General features: G+C 58.1%; 18 protein-coding genes. 13 read left to right on the top strand and 5 right to left on the bottom strand.

What is annotated here, in order from left to right; translation table 11 throughout:
• The first annotated feature begins 297 nt into the window (after positions 1-297).
• The 4 genes from OKC31_RS11830 (at position 298) to OKC31_RS11815 (ending at position 2,797) form a co-directional block, all read left to right on the top strand.
• Entirely contained in the window at positions 298-711 is a 414-nt protein-coding gene (locus OKC31_RS11830; RefSeq protein WP_247822726.1) for a septal ring lytic transglycosylase RlpA family protein, read from the top strand.
• 80 nt (positions 712-791) lie between these two features.
• Positions 792-1,370: a hypothetical protein gene (locus OKC31_RS11825; protein ID WP_247822727.1), complete on the top strand. Its 579-nt coding sequence runs from the start codon at positions 792-794 to the stop codon at positions 1,368-1,370.
• 42 nt (positions 1,371-1,412) lie between these two features.
• Positions 1,413-1,916, top strand: a complete 504-nt coding sequence (def, locus tag OKC31_RS11820; protein ID WP_247822728.1) for a peptide deformylase — start codon at positions 1,413-1,415, stop codon at positions 1,914-1,916.
• 50 nt (positions 1,917-1,966) lie between these two features.
• Positions 1,967-2,797, top strand: a complete 831-nt coding sequence (locus OKC31_RS11815) for a hypothetical protein (protein ID WP_247822729.1) — start codon at positions 1,967-1,969, stop codon at positions 2,795-2,797.
• Between the two features lie 77 nt (positions 2,798-2,874).
• On the opposite strand, the gene OKC31_RS11810 is transcribed toward OKC31_RS11815, so the two are convergent.
• Both OKC31_RS11810 and OKC31_RS11805 read right to left on the bottom strand, forming a co-directional pair.
• The gene (locus OKC31_RS11810; protein ID WP_110303762.1) at positions 2,875-3,078 is read right to left on the bottom strand and encodes a hypothetical protein; all 204 of its coding nucleotides are present in this window, start codon (positions 3,076-3,078) and stop codon (positions 2,875-2,877) included.
• Between the two features lie 484 nt (positions 3,079-3,562).
• Positions 3,563-4,804, bottom strand: a complete 1,242-nt coding sequence (locus OKC31_RS11805) for a lipase family alpha/beta hydrolase (protein WP_247822730.1) — start codon at positions 4,802-4,804, stop codon at positions 3,563-3,565.
• A gap of 212 nt (positions 4,805-5,016) precedes the next feature.
• On the opposite strand from OKC31_RS11805, the gene OKC31_RS11800 reads away from it, so the two are divergent.
• On the top strand, positions 5,017-6,021 hold the full coding sequence (locus tag OKC31_RS11800) for a Wadjet anti-phage system protein JetD domain-containing protein (RefSeq protein WP_270657004.1): 1,005 nt from the start codon (positions 5,017-5,019) through the stop codon (positions 6,019-6,021).
• 41 nt (positions 6,022-6,062) lie between these two features.
• Here the strand turns inward: OKC31_RS11800 and OKC31_RS11795 are convergent, their stop codons facing one another.
• Positions 6,063-6,656, bottom strand: coding sequence for a hypothetical protein (locus OKC31_RS11795; protein WP_247822732.1), 594 nt, complete (start codon positions 6,654-6,656; stop codon positions 6,063-6,065).
• Between the two features lie 557 nt (positions 6,657-7,213).
• Here OKC31_RS11795 and ygeW point away from each other — a divergent pair.
• The 7 genes from ygeW (at position 7,214) to OKC31_RS11760 (ending at position 16,022) form a co-directional block, all read left to right on the top strand.
• Positions 7,214-8,401 (top strand): knotted carbamoyltransferase YgeW, encoded by a 1,188-nt coding sequence (gene ygeW, locus OKC31_RS11790; protein ID WP_247822733.1) that lies wholly within the window; start codon positions 7,214-7,216, stop codon positions 8,399-8,401.
• 156 nt (positions 8,402-8,557) lie between these two features.
• Positions 8,558-9,757, top strand: a complete 1,200-nt coding sequence (gene dpaL / locus OKC31_RS11785) for a diaminopropionate ammonia-lyase (RefSeq protein ID WP_043850868.1) — start codon at positions 8,558-8,560, stop codon at positions 9,755-9,757.
• A 139-nt stretch (positions 9,758-9,896) separates the two neighbouring features.
• Positions 9,897-11,114: a YgeY family selenium metabolism-linked hydrolase gene (locus OKC31_RS11780; RefSeq protein WP_247822734.1), complete on the top strand. Its 1,218-nt coding sequence runs from the start codon at positions 9,897-9,899 to the stop codon at positions 11,112-11,114.
• Between the two features lie 114 nt (positions 11,115-11,228).
• Positions 11,229-12,653 carry a dihydropyrimidinase gene (gene hydA, locus OKC31_RS11775; protein ID WP_247822735.1) on the top strand — a complete coding sequence of 475 codons (1,425 nt, stop codon included), beginning with the start codon at positions 11,229-11,231 and terminating at the stop codon, positions 12,651-12,653.
• Between the two features lie 95 nt (positions 12,654-12,748).
• Entirely contained in the window at positions 12,749-13,681 is a 933-nt protein-coding gene (gene arcC, locus OKC31_RS11770; protein ID WP_270657002.1) for a carbamate kinase, read from the top strand.
• A gap of 171 nt (positions 13,682-13,852) precedes the next feature.
• Positions 13,853-14,776, top strand: a complete 924-nt coding sequence (locus OKC31_RS11765; RefSeq protein ID WP_247822737.1) for a DMT family transporter — start codon at positions 13,853-13,855, stop codon at positions 14,774-14,776.
• Positions 14,777-14,936: 160 nt separating this feature from the next.
• The gene (locus tag OKC31_RS11760) at positions 14,937-16,022 is read left to right on the top strand and encodes a calcium/sodium antiporter (RefSeq protein ID WP_247822738.1); all 1,086 of its coding nucleotides are present in this window, start codon (positions 14,937-14,939) and stop codon (positions 16,020-16,022) included.
• Positions 16,023-16,215: 193 nt separating this feature from the next.
• Here OKC31_RS11760 and yqeB read toward each other — a convergent pair whose 3' ends face one another.
• On the bottom strand, positions 16,216-17,808 hold the full coding sequence (yqeB, locus tag OKC31_RS11755) for a selenium-dependent molybdenum cofactor biosynthesis protein YqeB (protein WP_247822739.1): 1,593 nt from the start codon (positions 17,806-17,808) through the stop codon (positions 16,216-16,218).
• Between the two features lie 39 nt (positions 17,809-17,847).
• Entirely contained in the window at positions 17,848-18,684 is an 837-nt protein-coding gene (yqeC, locus tag OKC31_RS11750) for a selenium cofactor biosynthesis protein YqeC (protein WP_104014758.1), read from the bottom strand.
• Here yqeC and mocA point away from each other — a divergent pair.
• Complete coding sequence (gene mocA, locus OKC31_RS11745) at positions 18,683-19,348, top strand: molybdenum cofactor cytidylyltransferase (protein WP_333563520.1); 666 nt, start codon at positions 18,683-18,685, stop codon at positions 19,346-19,348. The two genes, yqeC and mocA, sit on opposite strands and share 2 nt — an antisense overlap.
• The last annotated feature ends 95 nt before the right edge of the window (positions 19,349-19,443 follow it).

Below are 19,443 nucleotides of genomic sequence, written 5' to 3'. Positions count from 1 at the left end.
CTCTTGTTGTGCTGCGTTGCGGACGCAGATCTGAGGGTGCTTGCGTGCTCTTGTTGGCAAACAAGAGCAGGGAAGTGGCCCCTTGATTGTCTCTTGGGTGCAACAGTGGTGATTTAAAGCCAGTAATTATTGCAACAATCGCGGTGGCCACGGTGTTGGCAACAGGGCTGGGCGCCATGATGGCAAGGGGCCGCCTACATTGCAGTAGCTTGCCGGTATGGGGAGAATCTCCCCGTTACTGCGACGCGATATGATCAGCCGGGCTATCTATCCGGCAAGGTGAGCGAGGAGAAGTAGATGCGCAGCATCGGGAGAGAAGGAGTGGTGCAATCAGCCTGCAAAGGGGGGTTGTTGCTTGTTTGCCTGTTGCTGGCCGCCTGTAGCAGCCGTTATGACGAGAGCCACGGTGGCAGCTGGCGCGGCTATAGCGAGACCGGTTATGCCAGCTATTATGCCGACCGCTATCACGGTAAAAAGACCGCCAGCGGCGAGCTCTATCGCAACAACCTCAATAGCGCCGCCCATATGGAATTGCCCTTTGGCTCCATGGTGCGGGTGACCAACCTCGCCAACGGCAAGAGCGTAGTGGTCAAGGTCAATGACCGCGGCGCCTTTAAAAGCGGGCGAATTATCGATCTCTCCAAATCCGCCTTCGGCTCTATCGCCAACATTCGCGAAGGTGTTATCAAGGTAAAGGTTGAAGTGCTGTAAGGGAACTCCTAGCGTCAAAGTTGATGTATTGAAATATTGAGAGAAACGAATAGTAATTTTTCAGAGGGTAATTGAGTGTAATGAGTACAACCGATGTGGTTAGCACTATTGTGACAGTTATATCTCCATTTATTGGTGCAGCCTGTGGCGTCTATGTAGTACCAATAATAGAGAGAATGAAAAATAAATCTGCTATTTCACAACTTTTATCTAATTATAAAGAAGAGTTGAAAGATATTGAAATGCAGACTAAGAATCTATCTGTTGATTTATATGCCTCTCATCTAACACTGGAAAAGTATAAGTCTGGTGAAAGTAATTATGCTATGTTTTATGGGTTGAATACTATAGATGTTTATTTTTTAAATGATGTACTTAAAACAGCATACTCACGGCTCAGCTTTGATGAACGTAAGGCAATCAAAGCATTGATTTCTCTTATCAAAGAGTTTAATGAGATTAATAATCAGCTGGTTAACTTAATCTCTAGCGAAAATAAAAACTCACTTAATTTTAAAAGATCCATTAAATATGCAGCAAGTATCTATTGGATTTGCAACAAGTTGAACAATACATCCACTTTTAAGTATTCAGAAGACCATAATAATCAAGTGGAGCTAAATAAAGCACTTGAAGCATTGAATATTCCTCCTTTATAAGGTGAGGATTGACACAGTTCGTGTATATTTTGGAGAGTAATTATGGCGATTTTGAATATTTTGACGGCTCCCGATCCCAGGTTGAGGCTCAAGGCCGAGCGGGTTGAGGATATTGCTGCCGTACAGGGGCTGATCGATGACATGTTGGAGACCCTGTATGCGACGGAAAACGGGATTGGTTTAGCCGCGACTCAAGTCGGGCGCAAAGAGGCGATCGTTATTATCGATTTGTCCGAGAGCAGGGATCAGCCGCTGGTTTTGATTAATCCACAAGTGATAAGCGGTACTGAAAAGATGCTTGGGCAAGAGGGCTGTCTCTCCGTGCCGGATTATTACGCGGATGTCGAGCGTTACAGCTCGGTGGTGGTATCTGCACTGGATCGAAAAGGCAATCCGATCACCATCGAAAGCCGCGATTTTTTGGCCATTGTCATGCAGCATGAAATTGAGCATCTGGATGGCAACTTGTTCATTGATTACCTGTCACCGCTCAAGCGGCAGATGGCACTCAAACGAGTTAAAAAATCTCTGAAGTCCGCCAGCTAACATCTGCGGATAGTGGCTGGCTGTTTTTAGTTATGTGGAGAGCAGGCAGAATGAAAGTGGCAAGATGGAATGTCAGGGCACTGTTTGGCCGCAATAGCAATGAGGTGCGGGGACGTTATGGGCTGAAGGCCTTGCTGTTGCTGGGAACATTGTGGATCGCACTTCCCGTATCAGCCGATGAGGAGCAGTTGCCGGCCGAATATCGCCCCTTTGTGCAGCAGTTGGTCGATGCGGCAGAAGCCCGGGATCATCAGGCCCTTGCCAACCAGATGAAGTACCCCTTCAAGCAGGAGTATCCCATTCCTGCCATCAAAACCCCGGCGGAGATGCTGACCCGTTTTGATGAGGTGTTTGATGACGCCATATTAACAAGCATCGCTACATCCCGGGTCGGGCAGGATTGGCAGATCATGGGGTGGCGCGGCATTATGCTGGGCAGTGGCGAGGTCTGGATGGATTTTGATGGCAAGGTCATCGGTATCAATCATCAGACGGCGCAGGCCGCCAAATTGAAAGCCGAGCTTATCGCCAGGCAGAAGAGCGGTCTGCATCCCAGTGTGCGAGAGTACAAGAGCCCCGAACTGATGTGGCAGACCGAGAAATTTATCATCCGCATCGACGAGTTGGACGATGGTCACTATCGCTACGCCTCCTGGGCCAGGGGCAAGACGCTCGCCGACAAGCCGGATCTGGTGCTGAAAAATGGCACCGTCAGGGTGGAGGGGACGGGGGGCAATCATACCTATTTCTTCACGAGTGGCCCCTATCGCTACGAGTGCGCCGTCACCGTATTGGGTGAGCGAGGCGTGCCACCGGGTGAGCTGGTGGTCTATAAAAACGACGCCGAGATAGTGCACCAACCGGTGATCAAGGTGCTGTGACAGCAAATCCACATAAAGAGAGAGCAAGGAGCGGCCAGGTGCCGCTCTTTTGCTTTCGCAAACTGACAGATGATTCGCTAGCTTTGCGGCACCCTGACCCCTTTATCGAGATAGAGGCTACTGTAGTTGGCCCTGTGGGTGACAAACATCACCTGATGGCGGCTGCCGTCGGAGAGGATAATAAAATCCCCCGCCTGGGCGGGGCTCTGCAAGGTGATCTCCTGCTCGGGGGCGGTCAGGCGATCGACATCTTCCTTGAAGGTGAGGGTGTAAGAGTACATATGGCGCTCCACTGCTGGCTCATATCAAACACTCCGTTGAAGGTAGTTGCTGGCATGGACACGCGCGGCGCCCGATTGGCGCTGTTAGACCAAATATCAGCGATGAGAACGTGCGTGGCTTCAGTCGGGTTGTTTTGCTGAGGTGCACTTTAGGCGTTTACATCAAGGCCATTGGTATCAAAAGAGATGGGAAAGGGGCGAAAAGGAGGATGAAAAAACCGCCTTTTGGCGGTTTTTCTTATGCGGTGGGCCCTACTTCAGGGCCTTCTTCAGCTTCTTGATCTTGCCTTCATGCTTGGCAATTTTCTCAAGACGAGCGGCGATCTTCTTCTTGATCTCTTTCTTGCTTGCTTTGGCCATCGGTGGCGCTCCTTTGCAGTGGGGACACATGAGGTGTCAGTGTTGTGGGTCTTCCCTTTGACGCCCCAGAGTGCCACAGGGCTCTTTTGTGAACCAGCACTCTGTTGCTTTAATAGCCAGTTCGCTATAACTGCAAGGGGCTGAGCCAGCGCAGTAGTTGCTGGCCAACCCGCAGGTTGGCCAGCAGGGCCATATGGCTGGTGCGATAGACAATCAGGGTATGGGCAGGAAGAAAAGCCAGCTGATGGCGCGCTTCGTTGTGCTGGCCGAGGGCGCTGCGTAGCGGCACCAGTCCATCGCCAATCAGCCGATCAGCCAGCAGGCTGCGCTTGGCGGCAGTGGTCGCGGCGATGGCATAGCAGTTGACGCCACCGGGCAAGGGGAGTGGGACGCGGGGATCGCGCAAGGGCGCGGCGGGGTCGGGTTGGGCCACTTCATCTATCACCTTGCCGTGGCGCAGATCCTTGATGCCAGCACTGCGCAGCCGCGCCAGTCTGACGAAGGGCTCGCTGTAGGCGGTAGCGGGCAACAACTGTTCCAGCCAGTGACCTGCATGTTCGAGCGGTGCGCCGTGGTGTGGTGTGCCAAGAAATATCAGGTTGGCAAGGTGCGCAGGCCAGGTGAGCCCGGCCACGCCAGCATGGTGGCAGGCGCTGCGGGCAACCAGTCCCCCCATGCTGTAGCCCATTATCGTTATCTCTTTGAGCTCTCCCGGCCAGTGGGCGAGCAGCTGCTCCAGCAACAGGGCAAGTTGCTGCCCGTTTTGTGAAATGAGCAGGCCCGAGTTGTAGCGCAGGTAAAGAGGCTGATAGCCAAGCGCGTTGGCAAGTTGCTCTCCCTGATTGACCGGCTTGCCTTGATGCTCGGTCTGCCACTGCAGATCGTTCATGCAGAGTCCATGGATCATCAGCAGCACCCGTCCCTCGCGGGGTAGATCCTCCGGCATCGCTTGCCAATCGAGGGGCTTGCCCTGATATCGCAGTGTCATGGGGGTGGCGAGGGCATTGTGGTGCTCGACCAGCTTGTCCCCCAATACGCCGTTGAGCGTGGCGATCAGGGCCGCACGTTTCGGGGTTTCGGGGATCTGGTGGGGCGGCGGTGTGGCTGGCAGGCGGTTGAGCAGTTGATTGATACCGCTGCTTAGGTTGTTGGCGGCTCCATGCACTCCCTTGTAGACCAGCCCGGTGATCCCGGCTGTTTTTCCCTCATCCCGTCCCTTGAGCCCCATACCGCTCAGTACCGCCTGATGTACCGCTTCGGTGATCTCTACCGCGGCGGGCAGCGCCAGAGTCAGCAGGTGCGCCAGCTCGCGGATATCCGAAAGATGCCAGGAAGAGGATGGCGATGGGTCTGTGGCGTCGGTCATGGCAAGCCCTTGTGAAAGCGGGTATCACGTTGTCGTGCCGCGAAGAGCGCAGCGTATCTCTATATCAAACCAGCTTGCGCCCTTTGTGACGGGTTTACCAGTAACGGGCCATGCATGGCGGGGCTGATAAGAACCGCTTGCGAAGCCGGTCACGGTAATGACAGGGAAAATCACCTCTACTTTGTCATATGAAGCCACATGGAGAGGTGAGGATGTCGCTGTTTGATGAGGTGCGGGTACAGGATTTGTGTGCACGGTTGCTCGATAGCAAGAACGAGAAGGGCTGCTCCCTTGAGAGTCGGCATGGCCGCGAGTTGAAGGATCTGTTGCAGGCAGTGGCCGGGATCAAGCCGGTTGGCCGAGGTGCTCATTATGTGTTGACCGACGCGGGGCGGACTTATTTGCTCGGGCAGCTGGCGTTGGTGGCGTCCCCGGAACAGGACAAGTGTGAGCAGCTGCAACGTCTGGGAGTGAGTTTGCCTGCACGGCTTAATCAGGCCTGCTTTTATGCCCTCTGGCATGGGGACAGCAAGCATCCGCGATCAGCATCCCTTGCAGCGCCACAGCTTGCGGACTTGTCGCTCACGCAAGATGAGGTGATCCGCATCCGTACCCTCGAACCGCTCTCACTGGTCGATCGGCAGGGTCAGCAGCACGATATGACGGCAATGATGGCACTGCTGGAGGAATTGGCGTTGCCGGAGCGGACTCTGGGCACGCTGGCGGCCATCGGCTGGCAAGGGGAGCTTGTCATTACGGTGGAGAACAAGGGGGCCTTCGTCGACTACCCGCTGCAACCCGGGCAACTGCTGCTTTTTGCCCCCGGTCGCAATACCACCCTGGCCAAGCAGCTGATCCCGCTGCTGCCTGCGGGCGTGCAGTGGGCCCATTTCGGTGATCTCGATCAACGGGGTATCGATATTGCCATCGAGCTGGCGCGCGAGCTAAATCGACCGGCCATGCTCTGGCTTCCCTGTGAGCTGCAACCTTATCTGGATCACTACGCCCGTCCGGTACGCACTTTTGCGACGGACAGTGGCAAGGTGCCCTGGCGTGTGACGACGCAGGCTGATCAGGTTGATGGTCATGGCACGCCGGCAGGCGTTCCCTGGCTCGATAAACTGATCACAGACCGGACTTGGCTGGAACAGGAGGTTTTGATTCTGGCCCCTCACTGGCGGAGCTGGTCATTGGACGCGATGGGCAATCAGGGGTGAAACGGGGAGCCCGCGCTCCCCGTCATTTCGTGGTCAGCTGTTTACTTGGCGTTGATGGGCCCCTTGGTGCCGGCATCATTATCGACCCAGCCATCTTCACCCTTGATGCGGCGATCCCCCTGAATGGTGTAGATGACCATGCCATCCTTGAACACCAGCGCGCCATCGGATTTCTTGGCATTGACCTTCTTGTCGTTGACCCATACCTGATCCTTGCCATCGATGCGGATAATGGCCACGGTGGCGCCGGTTTGGGGGAAGGTGGCGATCCAGTTGCCCGCATAGGGACTGGCGCCGGTTGCCGCGGCCGGAGCATTGCCAACACCGGCAGCTGCGTTCTCAGCCTTAGTTTTGTTGATATCGCAGCCATTAAGCTCGCTCACCTGAGTGCAGCCCGAGCGCTCCAGCTTCTGCTCATAGCTCAGATTCAGACCGCCCTCCGCGGCCGGGGCGGCCGTGCCAAATCCCGCCTTGGCATTTTCCGCTTTGGTTTTGTGAATGTCACAGCCCTGCGCCTCGGTGACCTGGGTGCAGCCGGATCGCTCCAGTTGCTCGGCATATTTGGCACTAATGGCGTGGGCAGGGGTGATACCGAGCAGGGTCAGGGTGATGAGCAGAGCAGCATTCCTGGACATAGATAATCCCTCAAAGATGTAAGTCATGCAGGTTCTTCCGCGCAGTTGCGGCAGTAAACGTCGGCCTCTCCTGAGCATCCGAGACAGATGCACAGCTGGCGTATTCACGTTAGCACCTTGGGCCAACCGCGCCCAGCAATGTGGCCGAGACATTTCTGCAGAAGAGGTGGTAACAAAAGAGCAAGTCACTGCACGGCATTATCATAATGATAACGGCAACCCCGCTGATATCATTTCAGCCCCTGAAACTGACCTTTGATGATAATTCTCACCGATACCGAGATATTGCCTCTAGTTATTATCAATCGGCTATTTTATGGCTTGGCTGATCCGCTCACCTTTTTATTGAATAAACCGCTTAAATAGCCGCTGATTTTGTGGGTGGCATCACACACTTTCGCCATTTATTAATATCTGCCTGCATTTTATTGGTTTGGCACGGTTATTGATTGCCTCATATCGACGCTAACCGACGCGCTCACCCACAACCGGGATGCTGGTGACATCGTGAGTGAAAGGGGAGCTATCCATATCTCATCCAATGATTGGGGCGAACGATGAAAGCAGTTAACGAATTAATCAAAGAGATCAGAGCACTCAAATCCAACCTGCATGAAAAAGATTTTCTGCTGACCTGGGAGCAAACCCCTCAGGAGCTGGAGCTGGTATTGAAACTGGCCGAATCCCTCAAGACCCTGCGCGCCGAAAATATCTGCACCAAACTGTTTAACAGCGGGCTCGGTATCTCGGTTTTCCGCGATAACTCCACCCGAACCCGCTTCTCTTACGCCTCTGCACTGAACCTGCTCGGTCTGGCCCAGCAGGATCTGGACGAGGGCAAATCCCAGATCGCCCACGGCGAGACCGTCCGTGAAACGGCCAATATGATCTCCTTCTGCGCCGATGCCATCGGTATTCGTGACGACATGTATCTGGGGGCCGGTAACGCCTACATGCGTGAAGTGGGCGCAGCGCTGGATGAAGGGTTCGAGAAGGGGGTGCTGCCCCAGCGTCCGGCGCTGGTCAACCTGCAGTGCGACATTGATCACCCGACCCAGTCCATGGCTGATCTGGCCTGGTTGCAGGAGCACTTCGGCAGCCTGGAAAACCTCAAGGGCAAGAAGATTGCGATGACCTGGGCTTACTCCCCGAGCTACGGCAAGCCGCTCTCCGTGCCGCAGGGCATCATCGGCCTGATGACCCGTTTCGGTATGGACGTGACCCTGGCCCACCCGGAGGGGTATGACCTGATCCCGGATGTGATCGAAGTGGCCAAAGAGAACGCCAAGGCCTCCGGCGGCAGCTTCCGTCAGGTCACCTCCATGGAAGAGGCGTTCAAGGATGCCGACATCGTCTATCCCAAGTCCTGGGCCCCCTACAAGGTGATGGAGCAGCGCACCGAGTTGCTGCGCGCCAATGACCACGCCGGCCTCAAAGATCTGGAGAAACATTGCCTTGAGCAGAACGCCAAGCACAAGGATTGGCACTGCACCGAAGAGATGATGAAGCTCACCAAGGGTGGCGAAGCGCTCTATATGCACTGCCTGCCGGCCGATATTTCCGGTGTCTCCTGTAAAGAGGGCGAAGTTACCGAAGGGGTATTCGAGAAATATCGTATCGCCACTTATAAAGAGGCGAGCTGGAAGCCCTATATTATCGCCGCCATGATCATGGCTCGTAAATTCTCCGCCCCGGGAGAGACCCTCGAAACGCTGCTGAAAGAGGCCCAGAAACGGGTTAAATAAATAGCGTTGACTGACATAAATAAAAGAAATGGCAGGGGTAATCATTCCCCTGCCTGCTACAACAGCGGAATTGTCGTGAGTTTTCTCCCCGTGGTATCTGAATATCGGATTTCCCGGTGAGATGGCTCCCGACCCCATAATCTGGATGAGGTACGCATGTCCCAATTTTCTCTGAAGATGGATATTGCCGATAACCGTTTTTTTACCGGTGAACCATCTCCCCTTTTTTCTCGCGCCGAAGCACAAAAGGCCCGTGCCTTTCATAAAAAACTGGCCGGTTATGAACCGACTCCCCTGTGTGACCTGAAAGATCTGGCCGCCTATATCGGGGTAAAAAATATTCTGGTCAAGGATGAGTCAAAACGCTTTGGTCTCAATGCCTTCAAGATGCTCGGTGGCGTCTACGCCATCGCCAACCTGCTCTGTGAAAAATACGGGGTGGCCGTCGAGGATTTCTCCTTCGACCTCATCAAGCGCACCATCAAGGAGCCGATGACCTTCGCCACCACCACTGATGGCAACCACGGTCGTGGCGTCGCCTGGGCCGCCAAGCAGGTAGGCCAGCATGCGGTGGTCTACATGCCCAAAGGTTCTGCCCAGGAGCGGGTTGACCACATTCTCAATCTCGGTGCCGAGTGCATCGTCACCGACATGAACTACGACGATACCGTGCGCCTGACCATGAAGATGGCCGAAGAGCGCGGTTGGCACATCGTGCAGGACACCGCCTGGGAGGGTTACACCAAGATCCCGACCTGGATCATGCAGGGTTACTCCACACTGGCCGACGAAGCGGTCGAGCAGATGCAGGATATGGGCATCAAGCAGCCGACCCACGTGCTGCTGCAGGCCGGGGTAGGGGCGCTGGCGGGCGGCGTGCTCGGTTATCTGGTGGACTGCTTCGGGGCTAAAAACCTGCACAGTATCGTGGTCGAGCCGGATCAGGCCGACTGCATCTATCGCTCCGGCGTGGCGGGGGAGATGGTCAACGTGGGGGGCGACATGCGCACCATCATGGCCGGTCTCGCCTGCGGTGAACCCAACCCCCTTGGCTGGCCGCTGCTCAGGGGCTGCACCACCCAGTTCATCTCCTGTCACGACAAGGTGTCGGCACTGGGCATGAGAGTGCTCGGCAACCCTCTTGGCAATGACCCCCGCATCATCTCCGGTGAGTCCGGCTCGGTCGGCACCGGCGTGCTGGCGGCGGTGCGTCACCACCCGGATCGCGCGGCACTGATGGAACGTCTGGGGCTGGATAGCAACTCGGTGGTGCTCATCATCAACACCGAAGGGGATACCGATGTGAAGCACTACCGGGAAGTGGTGTGGGAAGGCAAACATCCGGCCTGCGATTAACCCCGGCTGTGAGTAATCCCTGCGAGAGCAGAGAGACGAATTGAAGCATTGATCGCGCCTCGCCAACGGGGCGCGGTAATGGGCACAGGGCGCTGCCGACGAACAGGCCGCGCACTCTCAGTTGTTATGGAGAATCACAATGAGCAAGCAAATTCCGTTTGAAATGGTGTTGGAGAAGGCCTACCAGTACAAGGCCGAGATGAGTCAGTTCCTGCGCGACATGATCGCCATCCCGAGCGAGAGCTGCGATGAAGAGCGTGTCGTGCTGCGCATCAAGCAGGAGATGGAGAAGGTTGGCTTTGACAAGGTCGAGATCGACCCCATGGGCAACGTGCTGGGCTATATCGGCCACGGCCCACACCTGATCGCCATGGATGCCCACATCGATACCGTGGGCGTCGGCAACATGGCCAACTGGAAGTTCGACCCCTATGAGGGGATGGAAGATCACGAGATCATCGGTGGCCGCGGCGCATCTGACCAAGAAGGCGGCATGGCCTCCATGGTCTATGCGGGCAAGATCATCAAGGATTTGGGGCTGGAAGATCAGTACACCCTGTTGGTGACCGGTACCGTACAGGAGGAGGATTGCGATGGCCTCTGCTGGCAGTACATCATCGAGCAGAGCAAGATCCGCCCCGAGTTCGTGGTCAGTACCGAACCCACCGACTGCCAGATCTACCGTGGCCAGCGTGGCCGCATGGAGATCCGCATCGATGTGCAGGGGGTCAGCTGCCACGGCTCCGCACCGGAGCGCGGTGACAACGCCATCTTCAAGATGGGCCCCATCCTTGGCGAGCTGCAGGAGCTGAGCCACAACCTCGGCAATGACGACTTCCTCGGCAAGGGCACCCTGACCGTCTCCGAGATCTTCTTCACCTCCCCAAGCCGCTGCGCCGTGGCAGACAGCTGCGCCGTCTCCATCGACCGCCGCCTCACCTGGGGCGAAACCTGGCAAGGGGCGCTCGACGAGATCCGCGCCCTGCCTGCGGTGAAAGCCGCCGGTGCCGAGGTCTCCATGTACCAGTACGACCGTCCGGCCTATACCGGTCTGGTCTATCCGACCGAGTGCTACTTCCCGACCTGGAAGGTGGAAGAGGATCACATCACCGTCAAAACCCTCTCCAAGGCTTATCGCGAGCTGTTCAACAAGGAGCCGGTGGTGGACAAGTGGACCTTCTCGACCAACGGGGTCTCCATCATGGGTCGCCACGGTATTCCGGTGATCGGTTTTGGCCCGGGTAAAGAGCCGGAGGCCCACGCCCCGAACGAGAAGACCTGGAAAGATCATCTGGTCAAGTGCGCCGCCATGTACGCCGTGATCCCCATGCTCTATCTGGCTGAGCTGGACAAGTAAGGGGTCTGCCGGGTGGTGACTGCCATCACCGCCCGGCTGTTGCAAGTGTGGCAAGTGCTCCGTCTCCATTGAGGCGGGGCTTTGCTGTTTGAAATGATGTTCGAGGTGGTGGGGATGAAACGGCTGATCAAAAATGGTGTGCTGGTCGATGCACAGGGTGAATATCGTCAGGATCTGCTGATCGATAACGGGGTGATCCGCGCTCGGGCCGCCGCTATCCAGCCCGATGGCGAGACCGACGTGATCGATGCCAGCGGCTGCTATGTGATGCCGGGTGGCATCGACGTCCATACCCACTTCAACATCGACGTGGGCATTGCCCGCAGTTGCGATGACTTTTTCAGCGGTACCCGTGCCGCCGCCTGTGGTGGCACCACCACCATCGTCGATCACATAGGATTTGGCCCGGCGGGGTGCAACCTGCATCACCAGTTGGCCCGCTATCACGACTATGCCGCTGATCAGGCGGTGATCGATTACAGCTTTCACGGCGTTGTTCAGCATGTGGATGACGCCATCCTCCACGAAATGGCCGCCATGGTGCAGGAGGAGGGGATCAGCAGCTTCAAGCTCTACCTCACCTACCAGTACAAGCTGGGGGACCACGACGTGCTGCGCGCCCTGGCCCGCCTCAAGGAGGTGGGGGCGCTTGCCACCGTCCATCCCGAGAACGATGCCGCCATCGCGGCGCGCCGCGCGGCCCTATTGGCCGCCGGTCACCATGAACCCTGGTATCACCCGCAAAGCCGCCCACTGGAGTGCGAAGCCGAGGCGGTGGCCCGGATGATCAATCTGGCGGGGCTCGCTGGCAATGCGCCGCTCTATATCGTCCACCTCTCCAACGGCTTGGGGCTGGAGTATCTGAAACTGGCGCGTCGTCAGGGCCAGCCGGTCTGGGTGGAGACCTGCCCGCAATATCTGCTGCTCGATGAGCAGTGTTATTACAAGGAGAACGGGGTCGACTATCTGCTGAGCCCGCCGCTGCGTGGGCGTAGCGAGCAGGACAAGCTGTGGGTTGGCATCGCTGCGGGTGACATCGATACGGTAGCGACCGATCACTGCAACTTCTCCCACGCCCAGCGCATGACCCTCTCGGGGGGCGATTTCAGCCGCTGCCCCAACGGCTTGCCCGGGGTCGAAAACCGGATGCTGCTGCTGTTTTCCCACGGGGTATTGGGCGGGCGCATCTCGCCATCGCGCTTCGTGGCCCTCACCAGCGCCAACCCGGCGCGCCTGTTTGGCCTCTGGCCGCGCAAGGGCAACCTGCAACCGGGGTCTGACGCCGATCTGGTGCTGATGGATCCCCGCGGTGACACCCTGATTTCTCACCCACTGCTGCATGACAACGGCGACTACAGCCCCTACGAGGGGATGCGCTGCCCGGGCCAGATCAGGATGACCCTGAGCCGTGGCGAGATAGTCGCTCGCGATGGCGAGTTCCTCGGGCGGCGTGGTCACGGCCGGTTTTTGGCCAGAGCGCCCTTTGATCCGGCGTTGGCGCCGGAGCTGCGCTCGCCTTGCCCCGCGGCTGCAGGCTGACAATCCGTTCGAAACAGGCAGAGCAGCAAGGTTATGTGAACAACGAAAGGTGGGCCGGTATTGCGCCGGCTTGTCCCATCACTGGAGATAACAAGATGAAACAGAGAATCGTACTGGCCCTTGGAGGCAATGCGCTGGGCAACAACCTGCCCGAGCAGATGAAGGCGGTGCAGAGCACGGCGGGCACCATTGCCGACCTGATCGCCCAGGGGCATGAGGTGGTGGTGACCCACGGCAACGGGCCGCAGGTGGGGATGATCCAGCAGGCGTTCGAGGTGGCTGCCCGCCATGACCCCAAGGCGCCCCATCTGCCCATGTCGGTCTGCGTGGCCCTGAGTCAGGGTTATATCGGTTATGACCTGCAAAACGCCCTGCGCGAGGCCTTGCTGGCGCGTGGTATTCACAAGCCGGTCGCTACACTGGTGACCCAGGTGGAGGTGGATAAAAACGATCCCGCCTTCCAGGACCCGAGCAAACCCATCGGCGGCTTCTTCAGCAAGGAGGAGGCCGAAGCATTGATGGCCAAAGGGGAGCGGCTCAAAGAGGATGCCGGCCGTGGCTATCGCCGGGTGGTCGCATCTCCCAAACCCATCGACATCATTGAGAAGGAGACCGTCTCTGCCATGCTGGCCGCCGGTCAGGTGGTGATCACCGTCGGTGGCGGCGGCATTCCGGTGCTGCGCGAAGGTAATCACCTGCGCGGTGCCAGCGCGGTGATCGACAAGGATTGGGCCAGTGCCAAGCTGGCGGAGCTCATCGATGCCGACATGTTGATCATCCTCACCGCGGTGGAGAAGGTTGCCATCAACTTCGGCAAGCCCGATGTGCAGTGGCTCGATACCCTGAGCGTCGCCGATGCCAACAGCTTTATCGCCCAAGGGCAGTTTGCCAAGGGATCCATGTTGCCCAAGGTGGAGGCGGCGCTCTCGTTCGCTACCTCCATGCCGGGGCGCAAATCCCTGATCACCTTGCTGGAGAAGGCCGCCGACGGCATTGCCGGCAAGACGGGAACTCTTATAAGCCGCTAGGTGTTCCAGCTCGGGTTGAGTGTGATTGCGGGGGCCGTCGGCCCCCTTGTTCATTTTGGGGCAGTCATGGTCAGCGGAGGATGAGCGGCGTAAGATGGCCGCCTTCAAGCGCGGGCAAGACGCCGAGAACAGACCTGGCGCAATGAGTGACAAGAGGTGAGTAACAAACAAATGAGTGGAAAGATCAATATGGCGGCGCTGGTGGGATTGATCCTGCTCACCGCCATCTGGAGTTACAGCTGGATCGTGATGAAGCAGGTGATGCTCTACGCGGGGGCCTTCGAGTTCACCGCCCTTCGCTGCCTGTGCGGATCTCTGGTTCTGCTGCTGGTATTAGCCCTGCGCGGGCGCCGTTATCTCAAACCCACTCCGTTTCGCTATACCCTCGCCATCGCCCTGTTCCAGACCTGCGGCATGGTGGGGTTGGCCCAGTGGGCTTTGATCAGCGGCGGGGCGGGCAAGGTGGCTATTCTGAGCTACACCATGCCGTTCTGGGTGGTGATCTTCGCGGCGCTCTTTCTCGGTGAGCGGATGCGCAAGCTCCACTATCTGGCGGTCGGAGTGGCCGCCTGCGGGCTGCTGCTGGTGATCCAGCCCTGGCAACTGCACCTGGATTCCATGAAGAGTGCGCTGCTGGGGATTGCCTCCGGTATCTGCTGGGGGATCAGCGCCATCATCGCCAAGCGGATGTATGCCCGCCATCCCGCGGTGGATCTGATGTCCCTCACCACCTGGCAGATGATCTACGCCACCATGGTGATGGCCGTGGTGGCGGCGCTGGTGCCGGAGCGACCCATCGACTGGCAGCCCTATGTGTTTGGTGCGCTCGCCTACAGCGCTATCTTCGCCACGGCACTGGCCTGGAGCCTCTGGCTGTTCGTACTGAAAAAGCTGCCTGCCGGGATCGCCAGCCTCAGTACCTTGGCGGTGCCGGTGACCGGCGTGCTGCTCTCCTGGTGGCTGCTCGGCGAAAATCCGGGGCCGGTGGAGGGGAGCGGTATCGCCCTTATCGTGCTGGCGCTGTTGGTGATTAGCCGCAAGGGCAAACGCTCTGTGGTGTCGGTGGCGGGGGAGACTCGCATCAAGCATGGTTGAGTGGTGACTGGGCTGCCAGTGGTACGATAAACGGCACTCAAAAGAGCCCGCGACAGGGGACCAACCCCTCGTTACAATGGCGTGGTCTGACTGTGCTGGAGCACAGGTATCTGATTTATTGTGATTATTTCAACGAACCTAACGGCAAGGATGAGACCGTATGATGACGCTGGTGTGGTTGGCTGTAGGCCTGGTATGTCTGGTGGTGGGGGCCGAATCTCTGGTGCGGGGCGCCTCTCGCCTCGCCACCATGATGGGGATATCGCCACTGGTGGTGGGATTGACCATAGTGGCCTTTGGGACCAGTGCTCCCGAGCTGGCGGTGAGCATCCAGTCTGGCCTCGAGGGGCAGGCAGGGATAGCGGTGGGGAACGTGGTCGGCAGCAATATCTTCAACGTGCTGTTTATTTTAGGTATTTCGGCACTGATCGTACCGTTGACCGTCTCACAGCAACTGGTACGTCTCGACGTTCCCTTGATGATAGTGGTCTCTTTTCTGGTGTTGTTGCTGGGCTACGATGGCCGTATTGCGCCACTGGAAGGGGCGCTGCTGTTTGCCGGTATCATCGCCTACACCGTGTTTCTCTTTGTCCAGAGTCGACGGGAAAACAAAGCGGTGCAGGCGGAGTACGAGCAGGAGTTTGGTACCCGTGAAGCGAGTACGGCGGGCAACTGGTTGCGCAATCTGCTCTTTATTGCCGCAGGTCTGGGTCTGCTGATCCTCGGCTCCCGTCTGCTGGTTGGCAGTGCGGTTGAGATTGCCCACTACTTCGGGGTGAGCGATCTGATCATCGGCTTGACCATAGTGGCGGCCGGTACCTCCTTGCCCGAAGTGGTGACCTCCATCGTCGCAGCCCTGCGCGGGGAGCGGGATATCGCTGTGGGGAACGTGGTGGGCAGTAATATCTTCAATATCCTCTGCGTGCTGGGGCTCACCTCCATCGTCACTCCCGGTGGGCTTGAAGTGTCGGCCACCGCCCTTCAGTTCGATATTCCGGTAATGATTGCGGTGGCGCTTGCCTGCCTGCCCATCTTCTTTACCGATTACACCATCGCCCGCTGGGAAGGGGCCCTGTTTCTGGCCTACTACATCGGCTACACCTGCTGGCTGATCCTCCACGCCACATCCAGTCCGCTGCAAGGTCAGTTCAGTGCAGCGCTAACCGGTTTTGTGTTGCCGCTCACCGCCATCACTCTGGTTGTGCTGGCGGTGCGAGCCTGGCGATTGCAACGAACCCGGTCGTGATGCAGGTTCTCCTGATGTAAAGGAGCTGCATCAACCGACAGGCCGAAAAAAGCCCCACCATCATGGCGGGGCTTTTGGCTTGGTGAGGGGACGCGAAGAGCCGTTATCGGCGCTGGGCCGGATGCATCATTGCTTCCAGCACGGCGCCGCTAATTGATAACGCAGGCCCTGCCGACAGGTTGTGAGTCGGCCTTCATCTGCGCTGGGCCAGATGCATCATGGCTTCCAATACGGCGCCGCCGATGGCGCGTGCCTTGTCCGATACCGTAGTGGCGTCGGCTCGCTCGCCTCTGGGGTCGATATCACCGATCTTGAAACCGATGGTGACCTCTATGCCATCGCTGAGCAACCCCCGCACCATACCCGAGAGCGGCGCGATAATGGGGGCGTCCCCCACATGGGCAATCACATCTCCCTCCTGCACCAGATCGCCGAGCTTGATAATGCTCTTCATCACACCGGCGACAGGGGCGCGTACCACTCGGCGGGCGGAGTGCCCCTCGATCACCCCGGGAATGCCGGTATTGGGCTGGGCGGGGCCCTGATAGATGACCCGGCCCAGATGATGGCCGCGGTTGGTCTCGATCACCGCATCGCAGTCGCGCCCCGCCTCAAAACCCGGGCCAAGGGCCACCGTAATGGGGGCCATCTCCTTGTGGGTGCCGAGATTCTGCTTGGCGAGGATGGCATCCACCAGATAGCGGGGCTTGAGCTCGGCGAGGGTGGTGCAGTCGGGGTCAACCAGCAGCGGAATGATGCCCCGATCCAGCTGCTCGAACGCCTGTTCGACGCTCTCGACCCGCTTGGCTCGTACCCCTTCGACGCTGGTTTCGCCGTCAAACATCCCTTGCGCGAAGGCGACAGTGCGGCGGATCACCGTGGGCTTGTCGAGATCCAGCATCACCACCTTGAAGCCTGCATTGTGCAGGCGCAGCGCCACCCCGGTGGCGATATCGCCGGAGCCACGCATCACCACCAGCTGATCCCGCTTGAGGCGCACATCATCCTGCATCAGGCCACCCGATTTGCCGTTTTTCACCTGCAGCAGCTCAGCGAGGATGCTGATGGCGATCTCCTCGGGGGTTTCGGCACCTATGTTGTAGCCGATGGGGGCGTGCAGCCGCTGCAGTTGGGTCTGGCTTATCCCTTGCTGGCGCAGCGCCTGGGTGAAGGTCTGCACCTTACGCTTGCTGGCGAGCAGTCCCAGATAGGCGAGGGGACGGCTTATCAGCCGCTCCAGCGCCTCCTTGTCCTGATGGTTGGTGGCGATGATGACGAAGTTGGCAGGTTCGATAGCCAGTGCCTCAATCACCGCGCTGATGGTATCGGCCTGTTTGAGATGGGTACCGGCGGGGAAGTGATCGGGGTTGAGGCTCCCTTCAAAGCAGTCGCCGACATGGATATCAAAACCCAGCGGCGCGGCGGCATGGGCCAGCGCCCGGTTGACGTGGCCGGCACCAATGAGCACCAGCCGTGGTCGCAGACCATATACATCGATATAGACTGACATGGCACCGCCACAATCCGACCCTACCGCATGTTCACCGTTGCGGGCCATCCGGCCATGGAAGATGCGCGGCTTGCGTTCGGCAATGGCGGCCATCGCTTCCTCGATCACCAGCCGCTCGATCATGCCGCCGCCGATGGTACCGAGGATCTGGCCATCGGCCATCACCAGCATCTGGGCCTGATGGCGCGGGGTGGAGCCCCGGCTCTCGATGATCTGGGCCATGGCAAACGGCGTGTTCTCCTGTTCCAGTCGGGCTGCGTGTGCAAACAGATTCATAAGGTACCTCTTTTCATCCTTAAAACGTCAGGGGTGAGGCTAAAGCGCCTCCCCGTGCGGAGCTGTGCAGATCAGGTGACGGATGGGGGGGGATTCGCGCACGGCCCCCTGCCAGATGGCGTGGATCTCGGGGTGGCGGCTCTGCAGCTTTATCAATTCCGCCAGCCACGACGCCTCATTTTGATAATCGCCATTGATAAACCAGATCCGGCGCGCCCCGGGCGGGGTGCCCTTGAACACCCCCTCGGGGTGGGAGAGCAGTCTGTCAAACAGTGCCCAATCCAGTGGCTCACCCGCCGCAATCCCGCACAGGGCCTGCAATTCAGCCCAGCGGTGGATCTGCGATGGCTCGGCATTGGCTCCCACCATGGCGCCGCCCAGCAGGGCGATCACCCAGTCACTTTGGTGTGGAATGCAAGGTTCATGCAAAGCGGGCACTTTCAATAACTTGTGATGGGCGCCATCCGCTTCGACCAGGATGAGATCGAAGCGCTGCTGTCCTTTGAGCAGGTCGATTTGGCGCAGATCCGGCCCTGCAACCTTGCCGGTGCGCTCGTCAAGATGGCTGAACAGGGCAACCAGGGTCGGGCCATCCGGCAGCGCCTGACAGCGGGTAAGTTGACGAACGGGATCCGTCTCGATAATCAATTCCCGATAGTGTGATGGGGCTGGCAGAAACATTCGGGTGGTGGTGGTAATTAGCACCCTTTTACCCTGCTTATAAAAATATTCCGCCAGCCAGAACAGGGTGCTGGTTTTTCCGCCGGCACCACAAAGGCTAATTAGCGTGGTATGGTTGTCACTATTTTCAAGCAGTGGATTTAAAAGCGAACCAATATCCGGAAACGCGTGAATAACAGAGTGTGGCAAGGACATGGCAATGACCGAAATAAATAGCGAGGTGAATGAAAAGGTGCAGGCTCGGGGGCATGAACAGTGTGACTGTATAATTACCGCAGCAGGTTTGTCATCCCGCATGGGGGCATGGAAAATGATGCTACCTTATGGCTCGGGGACAATTCTTGATGCAAGTCTCAAAAATGCCCTGGCCTTCTGCTCCCGGATTATTTTGGTCGTGGGCCATCGCGGGGCCGAACTCGCAGCCTGTTATGGAAATCGCCCCGACATTCTCATCGTCCATAACCCTGACTATGAGTTGGGGCTGGGCAGTTCCATCCGCTGCGCTCTGGCGGCCAGCGATGCTGACTACCTCTTTATCAGCCACGGGGATCTGCCCTGTATCCCGTGCGAGGTCTATCAGCAGTTGTGGCAGGCGCGCGGAGAGCTCGCCCTGTTCCCGAGCTTTGAGGGGGAGGCGGGTCATCCGGTCTTGCTGCCAAAGTCCCTCGCAAGGGCGCTGGCTGCCGCGCCGGCACAGGGTTCGGTGCGCCGCTGGTTGCTGCAACGCCCACACCGAAGCATACCGGTCGAGAGTCCTGCCATCCTCTTTGATATCGATACCCCCGAGCGATATCAGGCGCTGATCCGCGGCGAACTGGAGCTGCGTTCTGCCGACGAGCTGACATCTGCACAGGGCTGAGTCGTATCGTTGGGACCCACCTCCCTTTGCGTGCAATGGCAGCCAGCGGGGCGGTAACGCCGAGTCATCTCGCAGCCTTTGGATAAACCGAAATA

This window comes from Aeromonas sp. Y293-4, from assembly GCF_027705905.1.
Taxonomy (GTDB): Bacteria; Pseudomonadota; Gammaproteobacteria; order Enterobacterales; family Aeromonadaceae; genus Aeromonas; species Aeromonas veronii.
The sequence above is the reverse complement of the archived record's forward strand: the minus strand, read 5'-3'. Positions and strand labels throughout refer to the sequence as shown.